Raw genomic sequence first — 17,642 nt, forward strand, 5'->3', positions numbered from 1 at the left:
GTCCCGGAGATGTCCGGGACCGACCGTCGGCGTTTTTCTCGGATTCGATGGAACCGGGACGCCGCCCCGTGCGTCCAAATCCCATGCGTCCACTCCTGGCGGGTCCTGAACTCGCACCCACGAGCACGTCGCGGCCGCACGGATCGCGGCCGTCGCAGCAGACACCGCGGGTCCGGGTTCGTCCGGCGCCGCCGTACGAGCCCGCCGGTCCGGTGGTGGCAGCACCGCACGGCCTTGCGACTCCGACGGCCATCCGGCCGTTCCCGGGGTCGGCTCCGGGTGCCGGTTCGGCGCGCAAGACCGCGGTCGCCGCGGCCGAGGCCCGCCGCTTCACCGTTGCGGTGTCCCGGCTGCTGTTCGAGGTGGTCGATCGGCGTCGCTCGGTCGCGCACCTCGGCGACGTCGTGTCGCCGGCGATAGCCGACCAGGTCGCAGCCCTCGTCCGGCACGACGCCTTTCGGATTCCGGAGTCGACCGGAACCGGGACGCCGGGGACCGCATCGACGCCGGTGGCGCAGGTGTCGACCGGGAACGTGCTGCGGCGCGTGCACGTCCAGGTGTGCGATCCCAGCGCCGCAGAGGTGTTCGGCTCGTACGAGGGAGGTGGGCGGCTCCGGGCGTTCGCGGGCCGCATCGAGCGCAAGCCGATCCGGGTCCGTGGCGCCGCGGACCCGGGCCGGCGATCGTTGGGTCGAGTGGAATACCGGTGGCAGCTGGTTGCCCTCGAGTTCGGCTGACGGGTGGCTCCTGCGCAGACCACGGAAATCCGCGTCGGCGGCTACGATCGGCGTCGTGGTCACCCGTCTGTCGCCCCGCGACGCGATGTACTACTTCCTCGACGATTCGCGGTCCACGACCCACCTCGGGGCGTTGCTGATCGTCGATCCCGCGGCCGCGCAGGCCACCGCGGAGAACGCCGAACCGGGCGACACCGGATCCGAAACGTCCGACGCGGCCAGGCGAGCGTTCCGGCAGTCGACGCTCGACTACGCGGGTCTGGTCTCGCTGGTCGAGAACCGCCTTCAACTCATCCCGCGGTATCGCCAGGTTGTCCGAGAGGTGACGCTCGGGCTCGCGCGCCCGGTCTGGGTCGACGACCCCGACTTCGACATCAACTTCCACATCCGTCGCGCGGGTCTGCCGCGCCCCGGTGGAACCGTCGACGTCGACGAACTCGTCGCCCGGGTGATGTCGCGGCCGCTCGACCGCACGCGACCGCTCTGGGAGATGTATCTCATCGAGGGTCTCGCCGACGGCCGACTCGCGATCCTGACCAAGTCGCACCGATGCCTCATCGATGATGCGGGAAGCCGGGAGATCAGTGAGGTCATCTGCGACGACACCGAGACAGCGGAACCGCTGCCGGAGGAGTTGTGGATGCCGGGCAGGCCGCCGGGCGGCACCCATCTCGTCGCCGGTGCCCTCGCCGAGGCGCTCGCGCGTCCGGGCGACCTCGTGGACACAGTGCTCCACGGCAACGGAATCGTGTCCGAGATGCGGTCCGCCGTCGGCACGACCGTGCGGCGCGTGGGGGACGTGGTGTCGCAACTGACCGATTCGGCGCCGCGCAGTCCGTTGAACAACGCGGGCACCACCACCCGGTCCTTCACCACCGTCGCACTGCCGCGACGGGGGTGCGCAAAGGTCGCCGAGCATCACGGTTGCACCATCAACGACGTCGAGCTGGCCATCATCTCCGGCGTCATGCGCAAGTGGATGCTGTCGTTCGATCCGGCCGAGGTCCCTGCCGACACCGTGCGGGTCGTCGTGCCGCTGTCAGCACGCGACCCGGGTGTCGAGCGCACGGCCGAGCCGGAACCCGGGTGGATCGGGGTCGGCAAACCGAGTTTCGTCACCGATCTGCCGGTGGGGGAGAGTAATCCGGCCGTTCGGCTGGCGCAGGTGGCCGGCCTGGCCGACCGATATGCGCAGTCGCCGCGCCGGATGACTCTCGGTCCCAGCCCGCTCTTCCCCGAACTGGGTGTGGTGCCGTTCCCGGAGATCAGCTCTCGGGCGTTCCGGTCGCTGAACAGCCGTGCGTACAACGTGCCGGTGGCGATGAGCACGTCGCCGGTGCCGGACCGTTTCGTCCTCGGCGCACCGGTGCGCCAGGTCTTCTCGATTCCCACCCTCGTGTCGCAGCGTGCGCTGGCGATCAGCGTCGTCGAGTACCGTGACCATCTGCACTTCGCCTTCGTCGCCGACCGCGGGGTCATCGCCGATCTGCCCGCGATGGCCGACTACGTCTTCGAGTCCCACGAAGAGTTGACCCAGAAGAGTTGACCCAGAAGAGCTGACCCAGAAGAGCTGACCCAGCCCTACCGCTGGCCGAACGGGAGTAGTTGACGAATGAGGGTGTACCTGCCGGCGACATTGGCGATGCTGTTGCGGCTCGATACCGACGGCGAGTTCCGTCCGCTGGGCGGCACGGGATTCGCCCTGACGCCCGCGCTGCGTGAGGCCTTCGTCTCCGGGGACGACGAGGAGCTGTCCGAAGTCGCGCTGCGCGAGGCCGCGCGTGCGTCGTTGCGCCTGCTCGCCGGGGAGGCCCCGGAGGCCGGCGACCGCGAGTCCGAGTCCGAACTGGTCGCCGACGAGGCGGTCACCGACTCCGCGGACACCCCGCGTCTGCCTCCCCGGCGCGTGGTCGTCGCGGCCGACGTGGAGGACGTGACACTGCGTCCCGACCTGGACGACGCGGTGGTCAAGATCGCCGGGCCCGTCCCGGTGTCGGCGATCGCGTCGGTGCATGTCGACGTCGCCGAGGCGGAGCCGAAGGTCCGTGCGGCCGTGGTGGTCATCGACGCCGCCGACATGGGTGACCTCGATGCCGAACTCGCGGTCGGCGACGTCGAGGACTTCGATCTCGCGTGGTACGCGACTCAGGAACTGCCGTTCCTCCTCGAGCTGCTCTGAACCGAACCACTAACCTACGGTTGCGTAGGTTATGGTGGCTCCGACACGTTCCCCGACGTCGAAGGCGGTAAGTGAGATGGGTTTGCTCGAGAGGTTCGAGGAACCGGTTTCCGGCGTCGCGGCCCGCAGCCGCGGCTCGCAGTGGGCCCGCGCCGCGCTCACCCGGATCACGACGCCGCTCCTGCCCGACGACTATCTCCACCTGGCGAATCCGTTGTGGTCGGCCCGCGAGCTGCGGGGCAAGGTCGTCTCGGTGACCAAGGAGACCGAGGACACCGCGACTATCCGCATCCGGCCCGGTTGGGGCTTCTCGTTCGACTACGCCCCGGGTCAGTACATCGGCATCGGCGTCCTGATGGAGGGCCGCTGGGCGTGGCGTTCCTATTCGCTGACCTCGACTCCGGACTCGTCGGCGAACGACAAGACGATCTCGATCACGGTCAAGGCGATGCCCGAGGGCTTCCTGTCCAGTCACCTGGTCAACGGTCTCCGGCCCGGCACGGTCGTCCGGCTCGCCGCACCGCGCGGGGAGTTCGTGCTGCCGGACCCGTTGCCGGCCAAGATTCTCTTCGTGACCGCCGGAAGCGGACTCACGCCCATCATCTCGATGCTGCGCACCGCACGACACCGCGACCAGCGCACCGACATCACACTCGTGCACTCGACGCCGACGCCGGCCGACCTGCTCTTCGCCGACGAACTCCGGGACCTGGCGGACAGTGGCGTCGTCGACCTGCATGTGCAGTACACGCGATCCGACGGGCAGATCACTCCCGAAGTGCTGCCGTCCCTCTGCGCCGACTGGCGCGAACGTCAGACCTGGGCGTGCGGACCCGCCGGGTTCCTCGACGGCCTGCAGCGCCTCTATGCGGAGGCGCACCTGACCGAGCACTTGCACATCGAGCGGTTCGCCCTCGAACGCGGCGTCGTCGGGGCCCAGGGCGGCACTGTCACGTTCTCCCGGTCCGGGAAGTCGGCGGTTGTCGACGGCGCGACCACGTTGCTCGAGGCGGGGGAGGCCGCGGGCGCGATGATGCCGTTCGGATGCCGGATGGGGATCTGCCAGAGCTGCGTGGTGATGCTCGACAAGGGATGTGTGCGGGACCTGCGCTCGGGCGTCGAACACGTCGAGGGCGAACGCATCCAGACCTGTGTTTCCGCTGCGGCGGGGGACTGCACCCTCGCCGTCTGAGCAGCGTCTTCGTCTCGTGTGGCTCGCGCCCAGCGGTGAGCCGGTAGGGTGAACGACGTGCGTGGCGAGAGGACATCGTGCTGTGGAAACGCCGGCGAAGGCACCAGTGACCGCTGAGGCCCCGGTCCCCAGCGAGATCCCCGTCCTGAGTGACGGAGGCGTCACCCTGCGGCCGCATGAGCCCCACGACCTCGACCGGATGGTCGAACTCGCGGCGGATCCGGCCATGATGCGATGGACACCGATCCCGGCACCGTACAGTCGTGCGGCAGCCGAGCGCTTCGCCCTCGACTACGCGCCGCGCAGCTGGGCGCAGGGCACCCGGATGTTGTGGGCCGTCGAATTCGACGGCCGGTTCGTCGGCACCGTCGACATCGAGGGCGAGGGACCGCTCACCCGACTCAGCTACGACCTGCACCCCGACGCCCGCGGGTGGGGCGTGATGAAGCGCGCCGTCCTGCTGGCCGTCAACTACGCATTCACCGAGGCGGACAAAGAGGTCGTCCGATGGACGACCGTCGCCGGCAACATCGACGCGCTGCGGGTGGCCCACTCCTGCGGTTTCCGTCTCGACGCCGCGGTTCCCAACGGCATCGAGGTCCGCGGTCATATTCGCGACGCCTGGGTCGGATCGCTGCACGCAGGCGATCCTCAGCATCCCAAGACCGATTGGCGGACAGACGTTTTCGAGACCGAGCGGTTCCGCTTGCGGCCGCTCGCGGAGACCGACGACCCGCGCATCCGGGAGACGCTCGACGACCCGGTGTCGCGCAAGTACCTGTTCGCGCGCCCCGATCCGCTGGAACTCGAACACGCTGCGGCCGAACGCCTCCGCAAGTGGTGGACGGCCGCGCAGGGCACGACATGCACCTGGGCGGTGGCGGATCGCGAGACCGACGACTACCTGGGCGACATCACCCTGCTGCACATCGACGAGGTCACCGGTGCCGAGGCGGGTTTCTACACGCACCCCGAGGCCCGCGGCAAAGGCGTTCTGGGCGAGGCATTTCCGGCTGCGGTCCGGTACGCCTTCGACAAGCTGGGGTTTCGCCGCCTCACCCTCTTCGCCGCCGACAGCAACGAGGGCAGCAAGAAGCTCGCCCGCATCGCCGGCTTCCGCGAGTTCGGCACACAGAAACTCGCCGCCCGGTCCGACGGCGTCTTCGAGGACCTCGTGGGATTCGAGCTGTTCCGCGACGACTACGAGGCCGACCGCAAGGACTGACTAGTCCCGCCCCGTCGACCATCCACTGTCTCGCGTCGATTGTGCAGCTTCCTCGCCGGCACGGAACCCGTTCCGTTGATCGGTTGAGTCCCGGTTCGTCACACTCACTGGACACGACGCCGTCGCCAACCTACGCTTGCGTAAGTTACGGAAACGTAGGCGTAGGCAGCGGTCGACACGCGCACCTCGAAGTCGCGCCATCGACCGACCACCGGCGAAGGGAACCACACGTATGGCGATCTCCGACATCCCCGAATACGCGCACCTGACCGAGTCCGACGTGGCCGCTCTGGGAGCCGAACTCGACGCGATCCGCGCCGACATCGAAGCCGACCGTGGTGAGCGGGATGCGCGGTACCTGCGCAACACGATCCGATTCCAGCGCGGGCTGGAGGTCACCGGCCGCGCCCTGCTGTTCGGTTCGACTCGGAAGTCGGCCTGGTGGGCGGGTGCGTGCGCCCTCGGCGTCGCGAAGATCGTCGAGAACATGGAGCTCGGGCACAACGTGATGCACGGGCAGTGGGACTGGATGAACGACCCGGAGGTGCACAGCACCACCTGGGAGTGGGACAACACCGACCCGTCGGCGCACTGGAAGCACACCCACAACTACATCCATCACAAGTACACGAACGTGCTGGGCATGGACGACGATGTGGGCTACGGACTGCTGCGCGTCACGCGCGATCAGCGGTGGCGTCCGTTCAACTACGGAAATCTCGTGTACAACACGATTCTCGCGCTCGCCTTCCAGTACGGGGTCGCCGTGCAGCACCTCGAGCTGGGCAAGAAGCGCAAGACCCCGGAGGCCCAGGAAGAGTTCCGGCGCAATCGCAACGAGGTCCTGTCGAAGATCGGCAAGCAGGTCGCCAAGGACTATCTCGCCTATCCCGCGCTGGTCAGCGCCACGACGGGGCACAAGGTCGGCTACGGCCGAGCGTATGCCAAGGCTGCGACCGCGACCGCGCTCGGCAACGTCATCCGCAACGTGTGGAGCAACGCAGTCATCTTCTGCGGTCACTTCCCGGACGGCGCGGAGAAGTTCACCAAGCAGGACATCGACAACGAGACGCAGGCGGAGTGGTACCTGCGCCAGATGCTCGGCAGCGCCAACTTCGACGCCGGATTCCCCCTGGCCTTCATGAGCGGGAACCTGTCGTACCAGATCGAGCACCATATCTTCCCCGATCTCCCCAGCAACCGGTACGCCGAGATCGCGGTGCGCGTGCGGGCCCTGTGCGACAAGTACGACCTCCCGTACACCTCGGGTCCGTTCCCGGTGCAGTACGCGAAGGCGTGGCGGACCATCGCCAAGCTCTCGCTGCCGGACAAGTACCTGTCGGCGACCGCGGACGACGCACCCGAGACCGCTTCCGAACGCCGCTTCAAGAAGGGGCTGCCCGAAGGTGCGCGTCTGCAGGCGACGATCGACGAGACGACCGGCACGCGTCGTGGACTGCGCTCAGCCATCGCGTCGCTCCGCTCCCGGCGGCGAGACCAGGGTTCGCTCCGCTCGCTTCGTTCGCGGATCGGCGCCGATACGTCGGGCACCCGCTCCGACGAGCAGGCCGCTTGATCGGCGCAGGTCAAACGGCCGGCACACATCGAGACCAAGGCAGTGGCCTCAACAGGGGCATAATGAGGCGCAATGGCAATCACTGATATCAACGAGTACGCGCATCTGACCGACGCCGACGTGGAAGCACTCGGCGCCGAGCTCGACGCGCTCCGCCGTGAGATCGAGGCGGACCGCGGCATGCGTGACGTCCGATATCTTCGGCGCACCATCTTCGCGCATCGCGCCCTGGAGGTCGCGGGCCGCGCCGCGCTGCTGGGCAGCCGCTCCCGGCCCCTGTGGCTGCTGGGGACCGGAGCGCTCGCGCTCTCGAAGATCATCGAGAACATGGAGCTCGGGCACAACGTGATGCACGGGCAGTGGGACTGGATGAACGACCCGGAGGTCCACTCGACCACCTGGGAATGGGACATGGTGTGCGCGTCCCCGCACTGGAAGCACTCGCACAACTACATCCACCACAAGTACACCAACGTCCTCGACATGGATCACGACGTCGGTTACAAGACATTGCGGGTCACGCGCGACGAGCCGTGGAAGCCCAAGCAGCTCCTGCAGCCGGTCACCAACATCCTGCTCGCGGCGCTGTTCGAGTGGGGCATCGGTCTGCACGACCTCGACATCAAGGACGCGATCTCGGGGAAGAAGCCCAAAGAGGTCGCGATCCCGCAGCTGAAGGTGTTCGCGCGCAAGGTCGGCAAGCAGCTGGCCAAGGACTATGTCCTGTTCCCCGCGCTGTCGGGACCGAATTTCAAGCACACGCTGACCGCGAACCTCAGTGCCAACCTGATTCGCAACGTGTGGGCCTACGTCGTCATCTTCTGTGGTCATTTCCCGGACGGCGCGGAGAAGTTCACCGCGGAGTCACTCGAGAACGAGACGCAGGGCCAGTGGTATCTGCGCCAGATGCTCGGCACGGCGAACTTCGAGGCCGGACCCGCGATGGCCTTCTTCAGCGGAAATCTCTGCTACCAGATCGAACACCACCTGTACCCGGACCTGCCGAGCAACCGGTACGCCGAGATCGCGGTGCGGGTGCGCGCGCTGTGCGACAAGTACGATCTGCCCTACACCACGGGATCGATTGTGGTGCAGTATCTTCAGACGCTGCGCACGATCAACAAGCTGGCCCTGCCCGACTCGTTCTTGCGCGACACCGCCGATGATGCCCCGGAAACCGCGTCGGAGCGGCGTTTCGCCGGGATGACCCCCCGCGCCACGGGCCTCAAGACCGCGATCCGCGAGCTGCGCGCCCGGCGTCGACGGTGGTAGCGCGCCACTCGGTCACTCCGGCGAACGGGGCTCCTCGGCCGCGTCGCCCTCGCCGCCGCTGACCGCCACCAGGAGGTGGCGCACGGCCATCGCGCGACGATACGAGTGGCCGATCAGCTCGTCGAGCTTGCACTCGGGATCCGCCGGTGGGCCCAGATGTGTACAGCCGCGGGGACATTCCTCGATGGCGGCGTCCAGATCGTCGAAGGCGGCGACGATGTCGTCGGGTCCGACGTGCGCGAGTCCGAACGACCGGATGCCGGGTGTGTCGATGACCCAGCCACGCGGGCCGGCGTCGTCGGGCAGGGCCAACGCCACCGACTGGGTGGAGGTGTGCCGGCCCTTGCCGACTCCCGACACCACGCCGGTCGCCCGATATGCGTCCGGGACAAGACGATTGACCAGAGTGGACTTGCCGACCCCGGAGTGGCCGATGAACGCGGTGATCCGACCGCGCAACGTCGACAGGATCGCGTCGAGCGGGTCGTCGCGGCCCGCGCACACCACCGGCAGGTCGAGATCGGCGAAGGCCGCGGTGAATTCGGCGGGATCGGCGAGATCCGATTTCGTCAGGCACAGAATGGGGGACAGGCCGCCCACGTAGGCCGCGGCCAGTGCGCGTTCGACGAATCCGGTGCGCGGCGGTGGATCCGCCATGGCGGTCACGATGAGGAGTGCATCGGCGTTGGCCACGACGATCCGCTCGTAGGGATCGGAGTCATCGGCGGTGCGGCGCAACACCGTTCGACGGTCGGCCACCCGGACGATGCGCGCCAGCGTGTCGGGCCGGCCGGACAGGTCGCCCACCACGGACACGTCGTCGCCGACGACGATCGGAGTGCGACCCAGTTCGCGGGCGCGCATCGCGACGACGCGCCGATCCGGGTCGCCGTCGAGCACCACGCCCCAGCGACCGCGATCGACCGAGACCACCATGCCCTGCTCGGCGTCGTCGTGCGACGGTCGCGTCTTGGTGCGCGGTCGGGTGCCCTTCCCGGGACGGACCCGGACGTCGGATTCGTCGTAGCTCGCCGCGCGGCGACTCAACGGCGCGCCTGTCCTCGAGAGCTCATGCGCGCCCCAGCATCTGCTGCCACATCCCCGGGAAGTCGGGCAGCGTCTTGCTCGTCGTCTCGATGTCGGCGACCACCACACCGGGTGTCACCAGGCCGACAATTGCTCCGGCGGTGGCCATCCGGTGGTCGGCGTAGGACTCCCAGGTACCCCCGCGTAACGGGGAACCGGCGGTGCCGGTGATGCGCAGTCCGTCGCCGGTTTCGGCGCATGTCCCACCCAGGCGGGTGATCTCGGTGGTGAGCGCGGCGAGCCGGTCGGTCTCGTGGCCGCGGAGATGGGCGATTCCGGACAGCACCGACTCCCCGTCGGCGAGCGCGCACAGCGCGGCGATGGTGGGGGTGAGTTCACCGATGTCGCGGAGGTCGAGGTCGACGGCCTTGAGTACCGCGGGTCCGCGAACCGACAGCGTGCCGTCGAGATGCTCGACGGCACAACCCATCGCGGCGAGGACGTCCGCGATCCGTGCACCGGGCTGGGTGGTCACGGCGGGCCAGTACGGCACCCGCACGGTACCGCCGGTGACGGCTGCCGCGGCGAGGAACGCGGCCGCATTCGACAGGTCGGGCTCGACCGTCCAGTCGACGGCCGCGATCGGTCCCGGGGCAACGCGCCAGACATTCGGTTCGGAGGTGTCGACGACGACGCCGGCCGTCGCCAGCATCTCCACGGTCATGTCGATGTGCGGGGTCGACGGGACAGCCGCGCCGACATGCCGGACCACGACGCCGGCCTCGAACCGGGCCGCCGACAACAGGAGCCCCGATACGAACTGCGATGACCCGGATGCGTCGATGGTGACCTCGCCGCCGGGCACGGTGCCGGTGGCGTCGATGGTGAACGGCAACCGATCGCCGTCGACGGCGACACCCAGCCCGCGCAACGCGTCGAGGATGGTGGTCTGCGGCCGTTCGCGCGCGTGGGGATCGCCGTCGAAGACCACACGCCCGGTGGCCAGGGCCGCGGCCGGCGGCAGGAACCGCATCACGGTCCCGGCGAGGCCGCAGTCGATCGCGGCACCCCGCAGGGGTCCGGGCACGATCGAGACCGTGGTCTCGCTCGCGGGGTCGATGCGGATCTCGGCGCCCAGGGCCTCGAGCGCGGCGAGCATCAGGTTCGTGTCGCGGCTCCGGAGGGTTCCACGGACGGTCGACGGCCCGTCGGCGAGGGCGGCGAGGACGAGAGCGCGGTTGGTGATCGATTTGGAACCCGGCAACTCCACGGTTGCATCCAGGCCGCCTCCGGCGGGTGCATCCAGGCCGCCTTTGGTGATCGTCGGCGCGTTCCAGGAACTCATGGCGTCCAGTCTGTCATGGGGTGCTCACGTTCCCCGGCGCCGATGGGCCGTCCACGGCGGTGGGTTCCCGATCTATCGCGTGTCCTTGCGCAGCGGGTGATCGGCGGGGATCTGGACGACGATCAGGGTCCGGCCGTCGGGATCGGTCGCGTGCATCTCGATGAGACCCCACGGCTCGGTGCGCGGTTCGCGGGTCACGGGAACGCCACGGTCGCGGAACTCGTCGGCGACGGCCTCGGCGTCCCGGACCTGAAGCCAGAGAACCGAATCGCTGGACGGGGCCGGCTCGTCGGTCTTCATGTGCGACGAGATCTCGATGAGCCCGTTGCCGGCGAAGAACACGACACCACCCGGATACTCGCGGTGGACCGGCAGACCGAGCCGGTCGCGGTAGAACGACTGCAGGCGTTCGGGATCGGCCGAGAGCAGGAGCACCCGGCTGGCCAGGACCTCCATCTACTGCCCCTCGGTGGTGCCGGCGGAGCCGCCCAGGGCGTGTCCGCGATTGAGGTCGCTCCCGTGGCTCGCGGCCTCGTACGCGGCCCGTTCGCGGGCCAGCCGGTCCGTCTCGCCGATGGGAGTCGAATCGCCGAACGCGAACGCGGAATCGTGCGGCCACTCGTGCGGCAGGTCGGGGTCGACGATGCGCCCGTCGTCGTCGATCGGCTCGGGATCAGAACTGGGGGACATGGGTTCCACGATAGGCCGAACCGGGCGCGGTGCGCGGGATTCGGGAGCGGCCCGACCGTTGCGCGATCGTGCGGTCGTCGCAGTACAAACGCAAGGTCGGCGGCCTACCGTTGTCGTCGGGGTCGGGCGTTTCGTACGCGATCACCGGGAGGGATCATGACCAGCATCGAGCACCGGACCGAACACCGCGCCTTCGCCGAACCCGACGAGGTGCGCACCTTCGGGCACGGACATGTCGACATACTGACCGTCGGGACCTCGGACATCGGCCGGCTCACCCTGGAGCCCGGCTGGCGATGGTCGGTCGACGTCAAACCGATCGCCGGCACCGAGCTGTGTGAGGCACCGCACTTCCAGTATCACGTCTCCGGGGTCCTGCACATCGCGATGGCCGACGGCACCGAGTTCGACGCCGGTCCCGGGGAGATCACGTCCCTGCCCTCCGGGCACGACGCCTGGGTGGTCGGCGACGATCCCGTGGTCCTCGTGGACTTCTACGGCGCCAGCAACTACGCGAAACAGCAGGCCGGATGACGACCGACCACGGTCCAAACCGAGCCCGTCACGAACCGCGCCGCGAGAACCCGCCCGAGGTGTAACCGTCCCAGGTGTCGAAGAGCCGCAACACCTTCGGGTCGCCGAGGCTCTTGATGTGGTCGGCCAGATCCTTGGGCGCAGCCGGATTGGTGACGATGAACGGGTGCAGCGACGCGTCGTGGTCGGCCAGGTAGCGGAGCGTGTCGGGCGGGGTGTCGGGGTCGGCGGCCGCCAATGCGTCGCGCGGGTCGAAGGCGGCGGCCCGTACGGCGTCGGCGCCGGACAGGTCGGTTGATCCGTCGGGTGCACGGACCACCGCGATGTCGCCGGTGTTGTGGTAGTCGACCGGATCGGCGGAAACGCTGCGCGTGTTGAGCAGGAGGTTCAACACGATCGCGGTGAGCGCACCCGCGGAGATCCCCGAATGGAAGATGGTCTGGAACCAGTCGGGGAACTGGGCGTAGAGATCCAGGACCACGTTGACCGGCGCTTCGCCGAGTTCGCGGTCGGTGTAGTAGATCTTGGCCTCGGTCAGCATGGCGACACCGACGGAGATCGCGACGACCAGGATGTTGGTGTTGTTCAGCTTCGCCTTCGCGAGCGTCCGGATGCCGCTGGCCGCGACCATCCCGAACAGAGCGACTCCGGCCCCGCCGAGCACTGGCAGCGGTATGCCCTCGACGACGGCGGCCATCTTGGGCAGCAGGCCGAGGACCACCAGGATCACGCCGGCGCAGGTCGCGACGTGGCGGGTCTTGACCCCGGTGATCGCGACGAGGCCGACGTTCTGCGCAAAGGCCGTGTAGGGGAACGTGTTGAACACGCCGCCGAGGGCGGTGCCCAGGCCGTCGGCGCGCATTCCGTCGGCCAGCTTGCGCGGGGTGATCTTCTGGTCGACGATCTCGCCGACGGCGACGATGTCGCCGGTGGTCTCGGTCATGATCACGACGCCGACGATGATCATCGAGATGATGGCGCTGACCTCGAAGGTGGGTGCGCCGAACTGGAACGGCTGCGGGATGCCGACCCACGGGTACTCGCCGACCTGATCCCAGTGCGTCATGCCGAACGGGATCGCGATCAGGGTGCCGACCGCCAGGCCGAGCAGGATCGACACCCGGCGGATCGCCGCGGGGGCGAATCGTTCGATGCCGATGATGACGGCCAGGGTGAGGAATCCGAAGGCGATGTTCTTCGGGTCGCCGAAGTCGGGGCCCGCGGCGGTGCCGCCGCCGAACCAGCCGGCCGCCACCCGCATCAGCGACACCCCGATGATGAGGATGACCGTCCCGGTGACCAGCGGCGGGAAGAAACGGATCAGTCTCCCGACGATCGGTGCGACGGCGATCATGAACAACCCGCACGCGATGACCGACCCGTAGATGGCGGTGATGCCGTACGACGTCCCGATGGTGATCATCGGGCCGACCGCGGCGAAGGTGACGCCCTGCATCAGCGGGAGTCGGACCCCGAACCGCCAGAACCCCACGGCTTGCAAGATCGTCGCGATGCCCGCCACGAACAGGTCCGCCATGATCAGGTGGACGATGTCACCCTGCTCGAGTTGGCCGGCGCCGACCATCGCGCCGCCGACGATGAGGGGTACCGCGACGGCCCCGGCGTACATGGCCAGGACGTGCTGGAGGCCGAGCGGGAACAGCTTGATGAACGGCGGGATCTCGTCCACGGGATGCGCGGCGGACCTTCCGTTCTTGACGACATCGAGAACCGACATGGTCAGTGTTCTACGGTTCGCACGTTTCCGTGAAGGCGCGAGCGTGTATCCGCGACGTTTCCGCCAAGATATATCCGTGATGGCCACCGCCTCCCGCCGCAGCGCGGGAATCCTGCTCTATCGCCGGACGACGTCGGCCGACGGTGCCGCTGCCGTCGAAGTCCTCCTGGTGTTCCCCGGGGGTCCGATCTGGGCGCGTAAACCGGACGCGGGGTCGTGGTCGGTGCCCAAGGGGCTCGTCGAACCGGGCGAGGACGAGTGGGCCGCCGCGCGACGCGAGTACGCCGAGGAGATCGGGAGCCCGGTGCCCGACGCCCCGCCGATCGAACTCGGCGAGGTCAGATTGAAGAGCGGCAAGCGGGTGATCGGATTCGCCGTCGAAGGCGACCTCGACGTCGCGTCGGTCGTCAGCAACACCTTCGAGCTGATGTGGCCGCCGCGGTCGGGACGGATGCAGGCGTTCCCCGAGATCGACCGCGCCGAATGGTGTTCCGTCGATCTCGCGCGGACCCGGCTCAACCCCGCTCAGGTTCCGTTCGTCGACCGTCTGCTCGAGGCGCTGGGGTCCGCGGACCCGGCGTCACCGAGGAGGTAGGTGCGCGTCAGGTCTCGCCACAGCGGGAGATGCGGGTCGGTCAGCGGGTCGCGCCGGTCGATGAGGTAGGTGGTCGCCGCGCCGCGCATGCTCGTCAGGAGCAGCGGGTAGAGGGCGGCGTAGCGCGGCGACGCGGTCAACTCGGGACCGAGGAACCCGGCGACCGCGCGCCGGACGGTCTGGCCGATCTCGCGTTCGGTGGGGAGCAATGCCGTCCGCAGATTGGCATTCGTCCGCGCCGCGACCCACAACTCCATCGACGCGACGAAGTACGGCTGATGGAACGTCGACCACCCGACGTCGGTGGCCAGCGCGATGCGCTCGACCGGATCGGCCGGCCATTCGACGTGGCTGGGCAGTTCGGCGATGCGGGTGCGGGCGAGGTGTCCGACGGCCGCCATCAGCAGGACGTCCCGCGACGGGTAGTGGTGCAACAACCGGCCCCGGCTCACGCCCGCCTCGTTCTGGATCGCGACCGTGCTCGCGGCGGCGTATCCGCGATCGACGAGGACTCGGATCGCGGCATCGAGGATGCGGGTCTGCGTGACCCCGCTGCGTTGCTGCCGCGCGCGCGGGGCGCCGGGAGAGGTGGTCACACGAGGATCGTAGTTCGGCACGGCGCGGATGACCCGCGGCCTCACACGTCGAGGATGTGCGGGAGGCCCGCGCGGTAACGATCGCGGTCGATCTGTTTCAGCGGCTCGAGCATCGGCAGTTCCCAGAGCGGGAAGACGGTCGCCGCGCGGGCGGGGCTGTCGGCCGCGGCGATGATCGCGTTGGTCACCCGGCGGCCGGATTCGTTGGCGCCCTCCATCGTCGCGAGATCGATGTTGCTCCGGACGTGGTCGCCGCCGATGAACAGATTCGGAATCGACGTGTAGGCGTTCGGCCGGTTCTTGTACGAGCCGGCGGTGTTGACCATGAGCGGTGTGGCGTTGGCGATGGACGGCGACCAGGTGATCCCGGGGTCGAGAGACCAGGTGACGATCTCCTCCGAACGCAGGAGCTTCCGGGCCCCCGAGTTCATCGCTCGGCTCATCTGGGCCCACACTTCCCGCGCGATCTCTTGCCGGGTGCACTGTTTGGCGGGTTTGCCGTAGAGGATGCCTGGCTTCTCCCACTCCGAGATGTCGATGGACAGACAATCTTTCACTCGTCCGTCACCGTAGGTGCGCGCGAAGTCGACGTTCCAGGGGCGGGCCTGGAACAGGCCGGTCAGAGCCCAGGGGGTACCCAGCGCGGCGATGTGGCTCGGCGGCATGTCGGCGCGCCGGGACAGGAAGTACTGGATGCCGACCATCCAGTCGTCCTTGAGAGCGTGGATACCGGCCAGCGACGGGTCGGCCGTGACCAACTCGAGCGACAACAACGGACGGAGGCGATCGATGGGCATCGCGGCGACATACCAATCGGCATCGACCGGGGCGCCGGAGGTGAGTTGCGCTCCACTGATCCGGCCGCGCGTCAGATTCAGTCGCGCCAGGCCGGTCCCCATCTCGAAGCGGACGCCGCGACCGCGGAGGTGGGCCACCCACGGGTCGATCCACGCATGATTGGTGGGGCGGTTGAGGATCCGGTCGACGCCGCCGTGTACGAGCCCGGCGTCGTATCCGCTGATCAATCCGGTCGCCGAGGTGGCCAGCGCCAGTCCGATCTGGCCGATCGTCCGTGCCGAGGCGGTGTCGGGTTTGGCGGCGACAAGCGCTCGCGTGAGGGCGCCCACGAGATATCGCTGATACGCCCGTGACTTGCCCTTGGACTTCACGAACTGCATCCAGGACTGGTTCTCCCACTGGCCGATTCGACGTTCGGTGCAACTGGTCGCGATGATCAGCTCGCGGGTGACGAAGAACGCGAGTTCGGGAGGCGGCACATCGACGACGAACTTGAGTCCGGTCATGAACGCGTTGCGCAGGTTGTCCAGCGTCACGATCTCGTTCGCGTGTTGGACGAAACCCATGATCGATGCCGGGGCGGTGGTCGGGGCGTACCCGGCGTCGTCGAAGGCGATGACCGCCGACTCGACGTCGATGAGGTGACGGTCACGAACGTTGCTGTTGCCGACGGGGATTCGCTCCATGGTGTCCGGCACGTGCTGGTAGCAACCCGGGAAGAACCGGAAACCGTGCTCGCCGGGGAGTGCGAGGCGACCACCCCGTGCGGTGCCGGGGACGTCGTGGCTGTAGGCCTTGCCGCCGAGGCGCGACGGCTCGTAGACCGTGACCCCGAAGCCGCGCTCGACGAGTTCATGCGCCGCGGACAAGCCGGCCATCCCGCCGCCGAAGATCGCGACGTCGCGTCCGCGGCCGGTGCCGTGTCGTGGCACCGCACGCGCAGAGGGAACCGTGACGCCCGGTAGCGCCACTGCGGTACCGGCCAGGACTGCGGCGGCAGCCGATCCGCGCAGCATGGACCGCCGCGGAAAGCTGTTCGGCGAGTTGCTGTTCGAAGTGGAAGTGGCGTCCGACATCCCCATGACCCCTTTGTCGACGACTGTCCGCGACGGTGGAGAACAGTCAGCGTTGACTTATCTGCTGTGATGTCTACCACAGCGTCGAAGTGGGTCGGACGGTTTTGGCGAATCGTCTCACGGGGTGCTCCGACGCGCCCCGCGGCTGACTACGACGGTTCGCGGCCGGTGAGGGTGCGTTGGCGAAAGTACTCGTACAGACCGTCGAAGACGGCATCGGAGACCGACAGGGTGTGTTCGTCGTCGCCGATGAGGGAGAGGCCGCGCAACACGACATCGAGGCCCGGCGCTTCCGGCGCGTCGTAGCGGTCGTCCTCGATGTCGGCTTCGTGGATGATCTCTCCGATCGCCCACAGGACCGGGTCGGTGAGTTCGTACCGTTTCAGGATCGTCTCGAACGTGCAGTCGCCGTCATGATGGCCCAGTTCGACCCCGCGCATGTCGAACGGCGTTGCGTCCGAGGGGACTTCGTCTGCGCTGGTGACGAAGACGAACTCCGCGGTGGGATCGACGTACCGGCGGATCAGCCACGCGCACGCCGCCCGGTCGATGTGTACGCCGGCCCGGGTCGCCCACCTCACGACGGCCTCGCCGGTTCGGTCTCGAGGAGTCGGTCGGCCAGTGTGCGAAGTGCTTGTCGGGCGGTCTCGCGCGACTCGGTCGGAAAGTGGTCCCGTCGGGTGATCTCACGGAACCTGCGACGCAGGACGCCGAGCTGTTTCGCGGGGTCGGCATGGTCTTCCGCCTGCTGCGCCTCGACGACTATCTCCGCGTACTCGGCTCCGCGGGCCGACTGGAGTTCGGCGCGGATGCGTTCGAACTCGGCCGGGTTGGTGGGCGCGGCCGACCAGACCTCGCCGGATCCGCCTGCGCTGACCGCGTCCTCGGCCACCCACTCGAGCTGTTCGCGGGTTCGGGCGCTGGCGGGCAGCAGTACCACCCCGTCGGTCAGCTGGTAGGCGCCGTACTTCCGGAGCTTGCGCCAGATCGCGATCCGCGGCGTCGACGGCTCTCGGGGAACCCGATACACGAGCATCACCCAGTCTTCGGACACTCCAGCACC

At 68.4% G+C, this 17,642-nt stretch carries 18 protein-coding genes; 9 read left to right on the forward strand and 9 right to left on the reverse strand.

The annotated features are described in order from the left end of the window. From ACFVHY_RS20015 to ACFVHY_RS20045, 7 genes are all read left to right on the forward strand, one after another. On the forward strand, positions 1-737 hold a 737-nt coding region (locus tag ACFVHY_RS20015), incomplete at its 5' end, for an Rv3235 family protein (protein ID WP_390275009.1). Positions 738-792: 55 nt separating this feature from the next. Beyond that, positions 793-2,283 (forward strand): wax ester/triacylglycerol synthase domain-containing protein, encoded by a 1,491-nt coding sequence (locus tag ACFVHY_RS20020; RefSeq protein ID WP_390275011.1) that lies wholly within the window; start codon positions 793-795, stop codon positions 2,281-2,283. 66 nt (positions 2,284-2,349) lie between these two features. After that, positions 2,350-2,916 carry a DUF6912 family protein gene (locus ACFVHY_RS20025; RefSeq protein ID WP_058251938.1) on the forward strand — a complete coding sequence of 189 codons (567 nt, stop codon included), beginning with the start codon at positions 2,350-2,352 and terminating at the stop codon, positions 2,914-2,916. A 76-nt stretch (positions 2,917-2,992) separates the two neighbouring features. Beyond that, positions 2,993-4,108, forward strand: coding sequence for a ferredoxin reductase (locus ACFVHY_RS20030; protein ID WP_390275015.1), 1,116 nt, complete (start codon positions 2,993-2,995; stop codon positions 4,106-4,108). Between the two features lie 106 nt (positions 4,109-4,214). After that, a complete protein-coding gene (locus tag ACFVHY_RS20035) occupies positions 4,215-5,333 on the forward strand; it encodes a GNAT family N-acetyltransferase (protein ID WP_068970077.1) in 1,119 nt (372 codons plus the stop codon). 232 nt (positions 5,334-5,565) lie between these two features. Further along, positions 5,566-6,909, forward strand: coding sequence for a fatty acid desaturase family protein (locus ACFVHY_RS20040; protein WP_390275017.1), 1,344 nt, complete (start codon positions 5,566-5,568; stop codon positions 6,907-6,909). A gap of 72 nt (positions 6,910-6,981) precedes the next feature. Next, positions 6,982-8,181: a fatty acid desaturase family protein gene (locus ACFVHY_RS20045; protein WP_390275020.1), complete on the forward strand. Its 1,200-nt coding sequence runs from the start codon at positions 6,982-6,984 to the stop codon at positions 8,179-8,181. A 12-nt stretch (positions 8,182-8,193) separates the two neighbouring features. On the opposite strand, the gene rsgA is transcribed toward ACFVHY_RS20045, so the two are convergent. From rsgA to ACFVHY_RS20065, 4 genes are all read right to left on the reverse strand, one after another. Next, positions 8,194-9,228, reverse strand: coding sequence for a ribosome small subunit-dependent GTPase A (rsgA, locus tag ACFVHY_RS20050; RefSeq protein WP_390275022.1), 1,035 nt, complete (start codon positions 9,226-9,228; stop codon positions 8,194-8,196). A gap of 22 nt (positions 9,229-9,250) precedes the next feature. Beyond that, on the reverse strand, positions 9,251-10,552 hold the full coding sequence (gene aroA / locus ACFVHY_RS20055; RefSeq protein ID WP_390275025.1) for a 3-phosphoshikimate 1-carboxyvinyltransferase: 1,302 nt from the start codon (positions 10,550-10,552) through the stop codon (positions 9,251-9,253). A 72-nt stretch (positions 10,553-10,624) separates the two neighbouring features. Beyond that, on the reverse strand, positions 10,625-11,008 hold the full coding sequence (locus ACFVHY_RS20060; RefSeq protein ID WP_374610521.1) for a VOC family protein: 384 nt from the start codon (positions 11,006-11,008) through the stop codon (positions 10,625-10,627). Next, positions 11,009-11,242, reverse strand: coding sequence for a hypothetical protein (locus tag ACFVHY_RS20065; RefSeq protein WP_390275027.1), 234 nt, complete (start codon positions 11,240-11,242; stop codon positions 11,009-11,011). Between the two features lie 156 nt (positions 11,243-11,398). On the opposite strand from ACFVHY_RS20065, the gene ACFVHY_RS20070 reads away from it, so the two are divergent. Beyond that, on the forward strand, positions 11,399-11,776 hold the full coding sequence (locus ACFVHY_RS20070) for a cupin domain-containing protein (RefSeq protein ID WP_390275029.1): 378 nt from the start codon (positions 11,399-11,401) through the stop codon (positions 11,774-11,776). Between the two features lie 28 nt (positions 11,777-11,804). Here the strand turns inward: ACFVHY_RS20070 and ACFVHY_RS20075 are convergent, their stop codons facing one another. Next, positions 11,805-13,514 carry a nucleobase:cation symporter-2 family protein gene (locus ACFVHY_RS20075; RefSeq protein ID WP_390275031.1) on the reverse strand — a complete coding sequence of 570 codons (1,710 nt, stop codon included), beginning with the start codon at positions 13,512-13,514 and terminating at the stop codon, positions 11,805-11,807. 79 nt (positions 13,515-13,593) lie between these two features. Here ACFVHY_RS20075 and ACFVHY_RS20080 point away from each other — a divergent pair, with 79 nt between their 5' ends. Further along, entirely contained in the window at positions 13,594-14,109 is a 516-nt protein-coding gene (locus ACFVHY_RS20080; protein WP_390275139.1) for an NUDIX domain-containing protein, read from the forward strand. Here the strand turns inward: ACFVHY_RS20080 and ACFVHY_RS20085 are convergent. The 4 genes from ACFVHY_RS20085 to ACFVHY_RS20100 all read right to left on the reverse strand — a co-directional run bounded on the left by ACFVHY_RS20085 (position 14,040) and on the right by ACFVHY_RS20100 (position 17,633). Further along, positions 14,040-14,705 carry a TetR/AcrR family transcriptional regulator gene (locus tag ACFVHY_RS20085; protein ID WP_211538395.1) on the reverse strand — a complete coding sequence of 222 codons (666 nt, stop codon included), beginning with the start codon at positions 14,703-14,705 and terminating at the stop codon, positions 14,040-14,042. The two genes, ACFVHY_RS20080 and ACFVHY_RS20085, sit on opposite strands and share 70 nt — an antisense overlap. A 41-nt stretch (positions 14,706-14,746) precedes the next feature. Beyond that, the gene (locus tag ACFVHY_RS20090) at positions 14,747-16,579 is read right to left on the reverse strand and encodes an FAD-dependent oxidoreductase (protein ID WP_390275034.1); all 1,833 of its coding nucleotides are present in this window, start codon (positions 16,577-16,579) and stop codon (positions 14,747-14,749) included. 149 nt (positions 16,580-16,728) lie between these two features. Then, positions 16,729-17,160, reverse strand: a complete 432-nt coding sequence (locus tag ACFVHY_RS20095; RefSeq protein ID WP_390275036.1) for a chromate resistance protein ChrB domain-containing protein — start codon at positions 17,158-17,160, stop codon at positions 16,729-16,731. After that, complete coding sequence (locus tag ACFVHY_RS20100; protein WP_226513797.1) at positions 17,157-17,633, reverse strand: Chromate resistance protein ChrB; 477 nt, start codon at positions 17,631-17,633, stop codon at positions 17,157-17,159. The genes ACFVHY_RS20095 and ACFVHY_RS20100 overlap by 4 nt, the downstream gene beginning before the upstream one ends. Positions 17,634-17,642 lie beyond the last annotated feature (9 nt).

The organism is Gordonia sp. NPDC127522, assembly GCF_042672305.1.
GTDB lineage: Bacteria > Actinomycetota > Actinomycetes > Mycobacteriales > Mycobacteriaceae > Gordonia > Gordonia hongkongensis.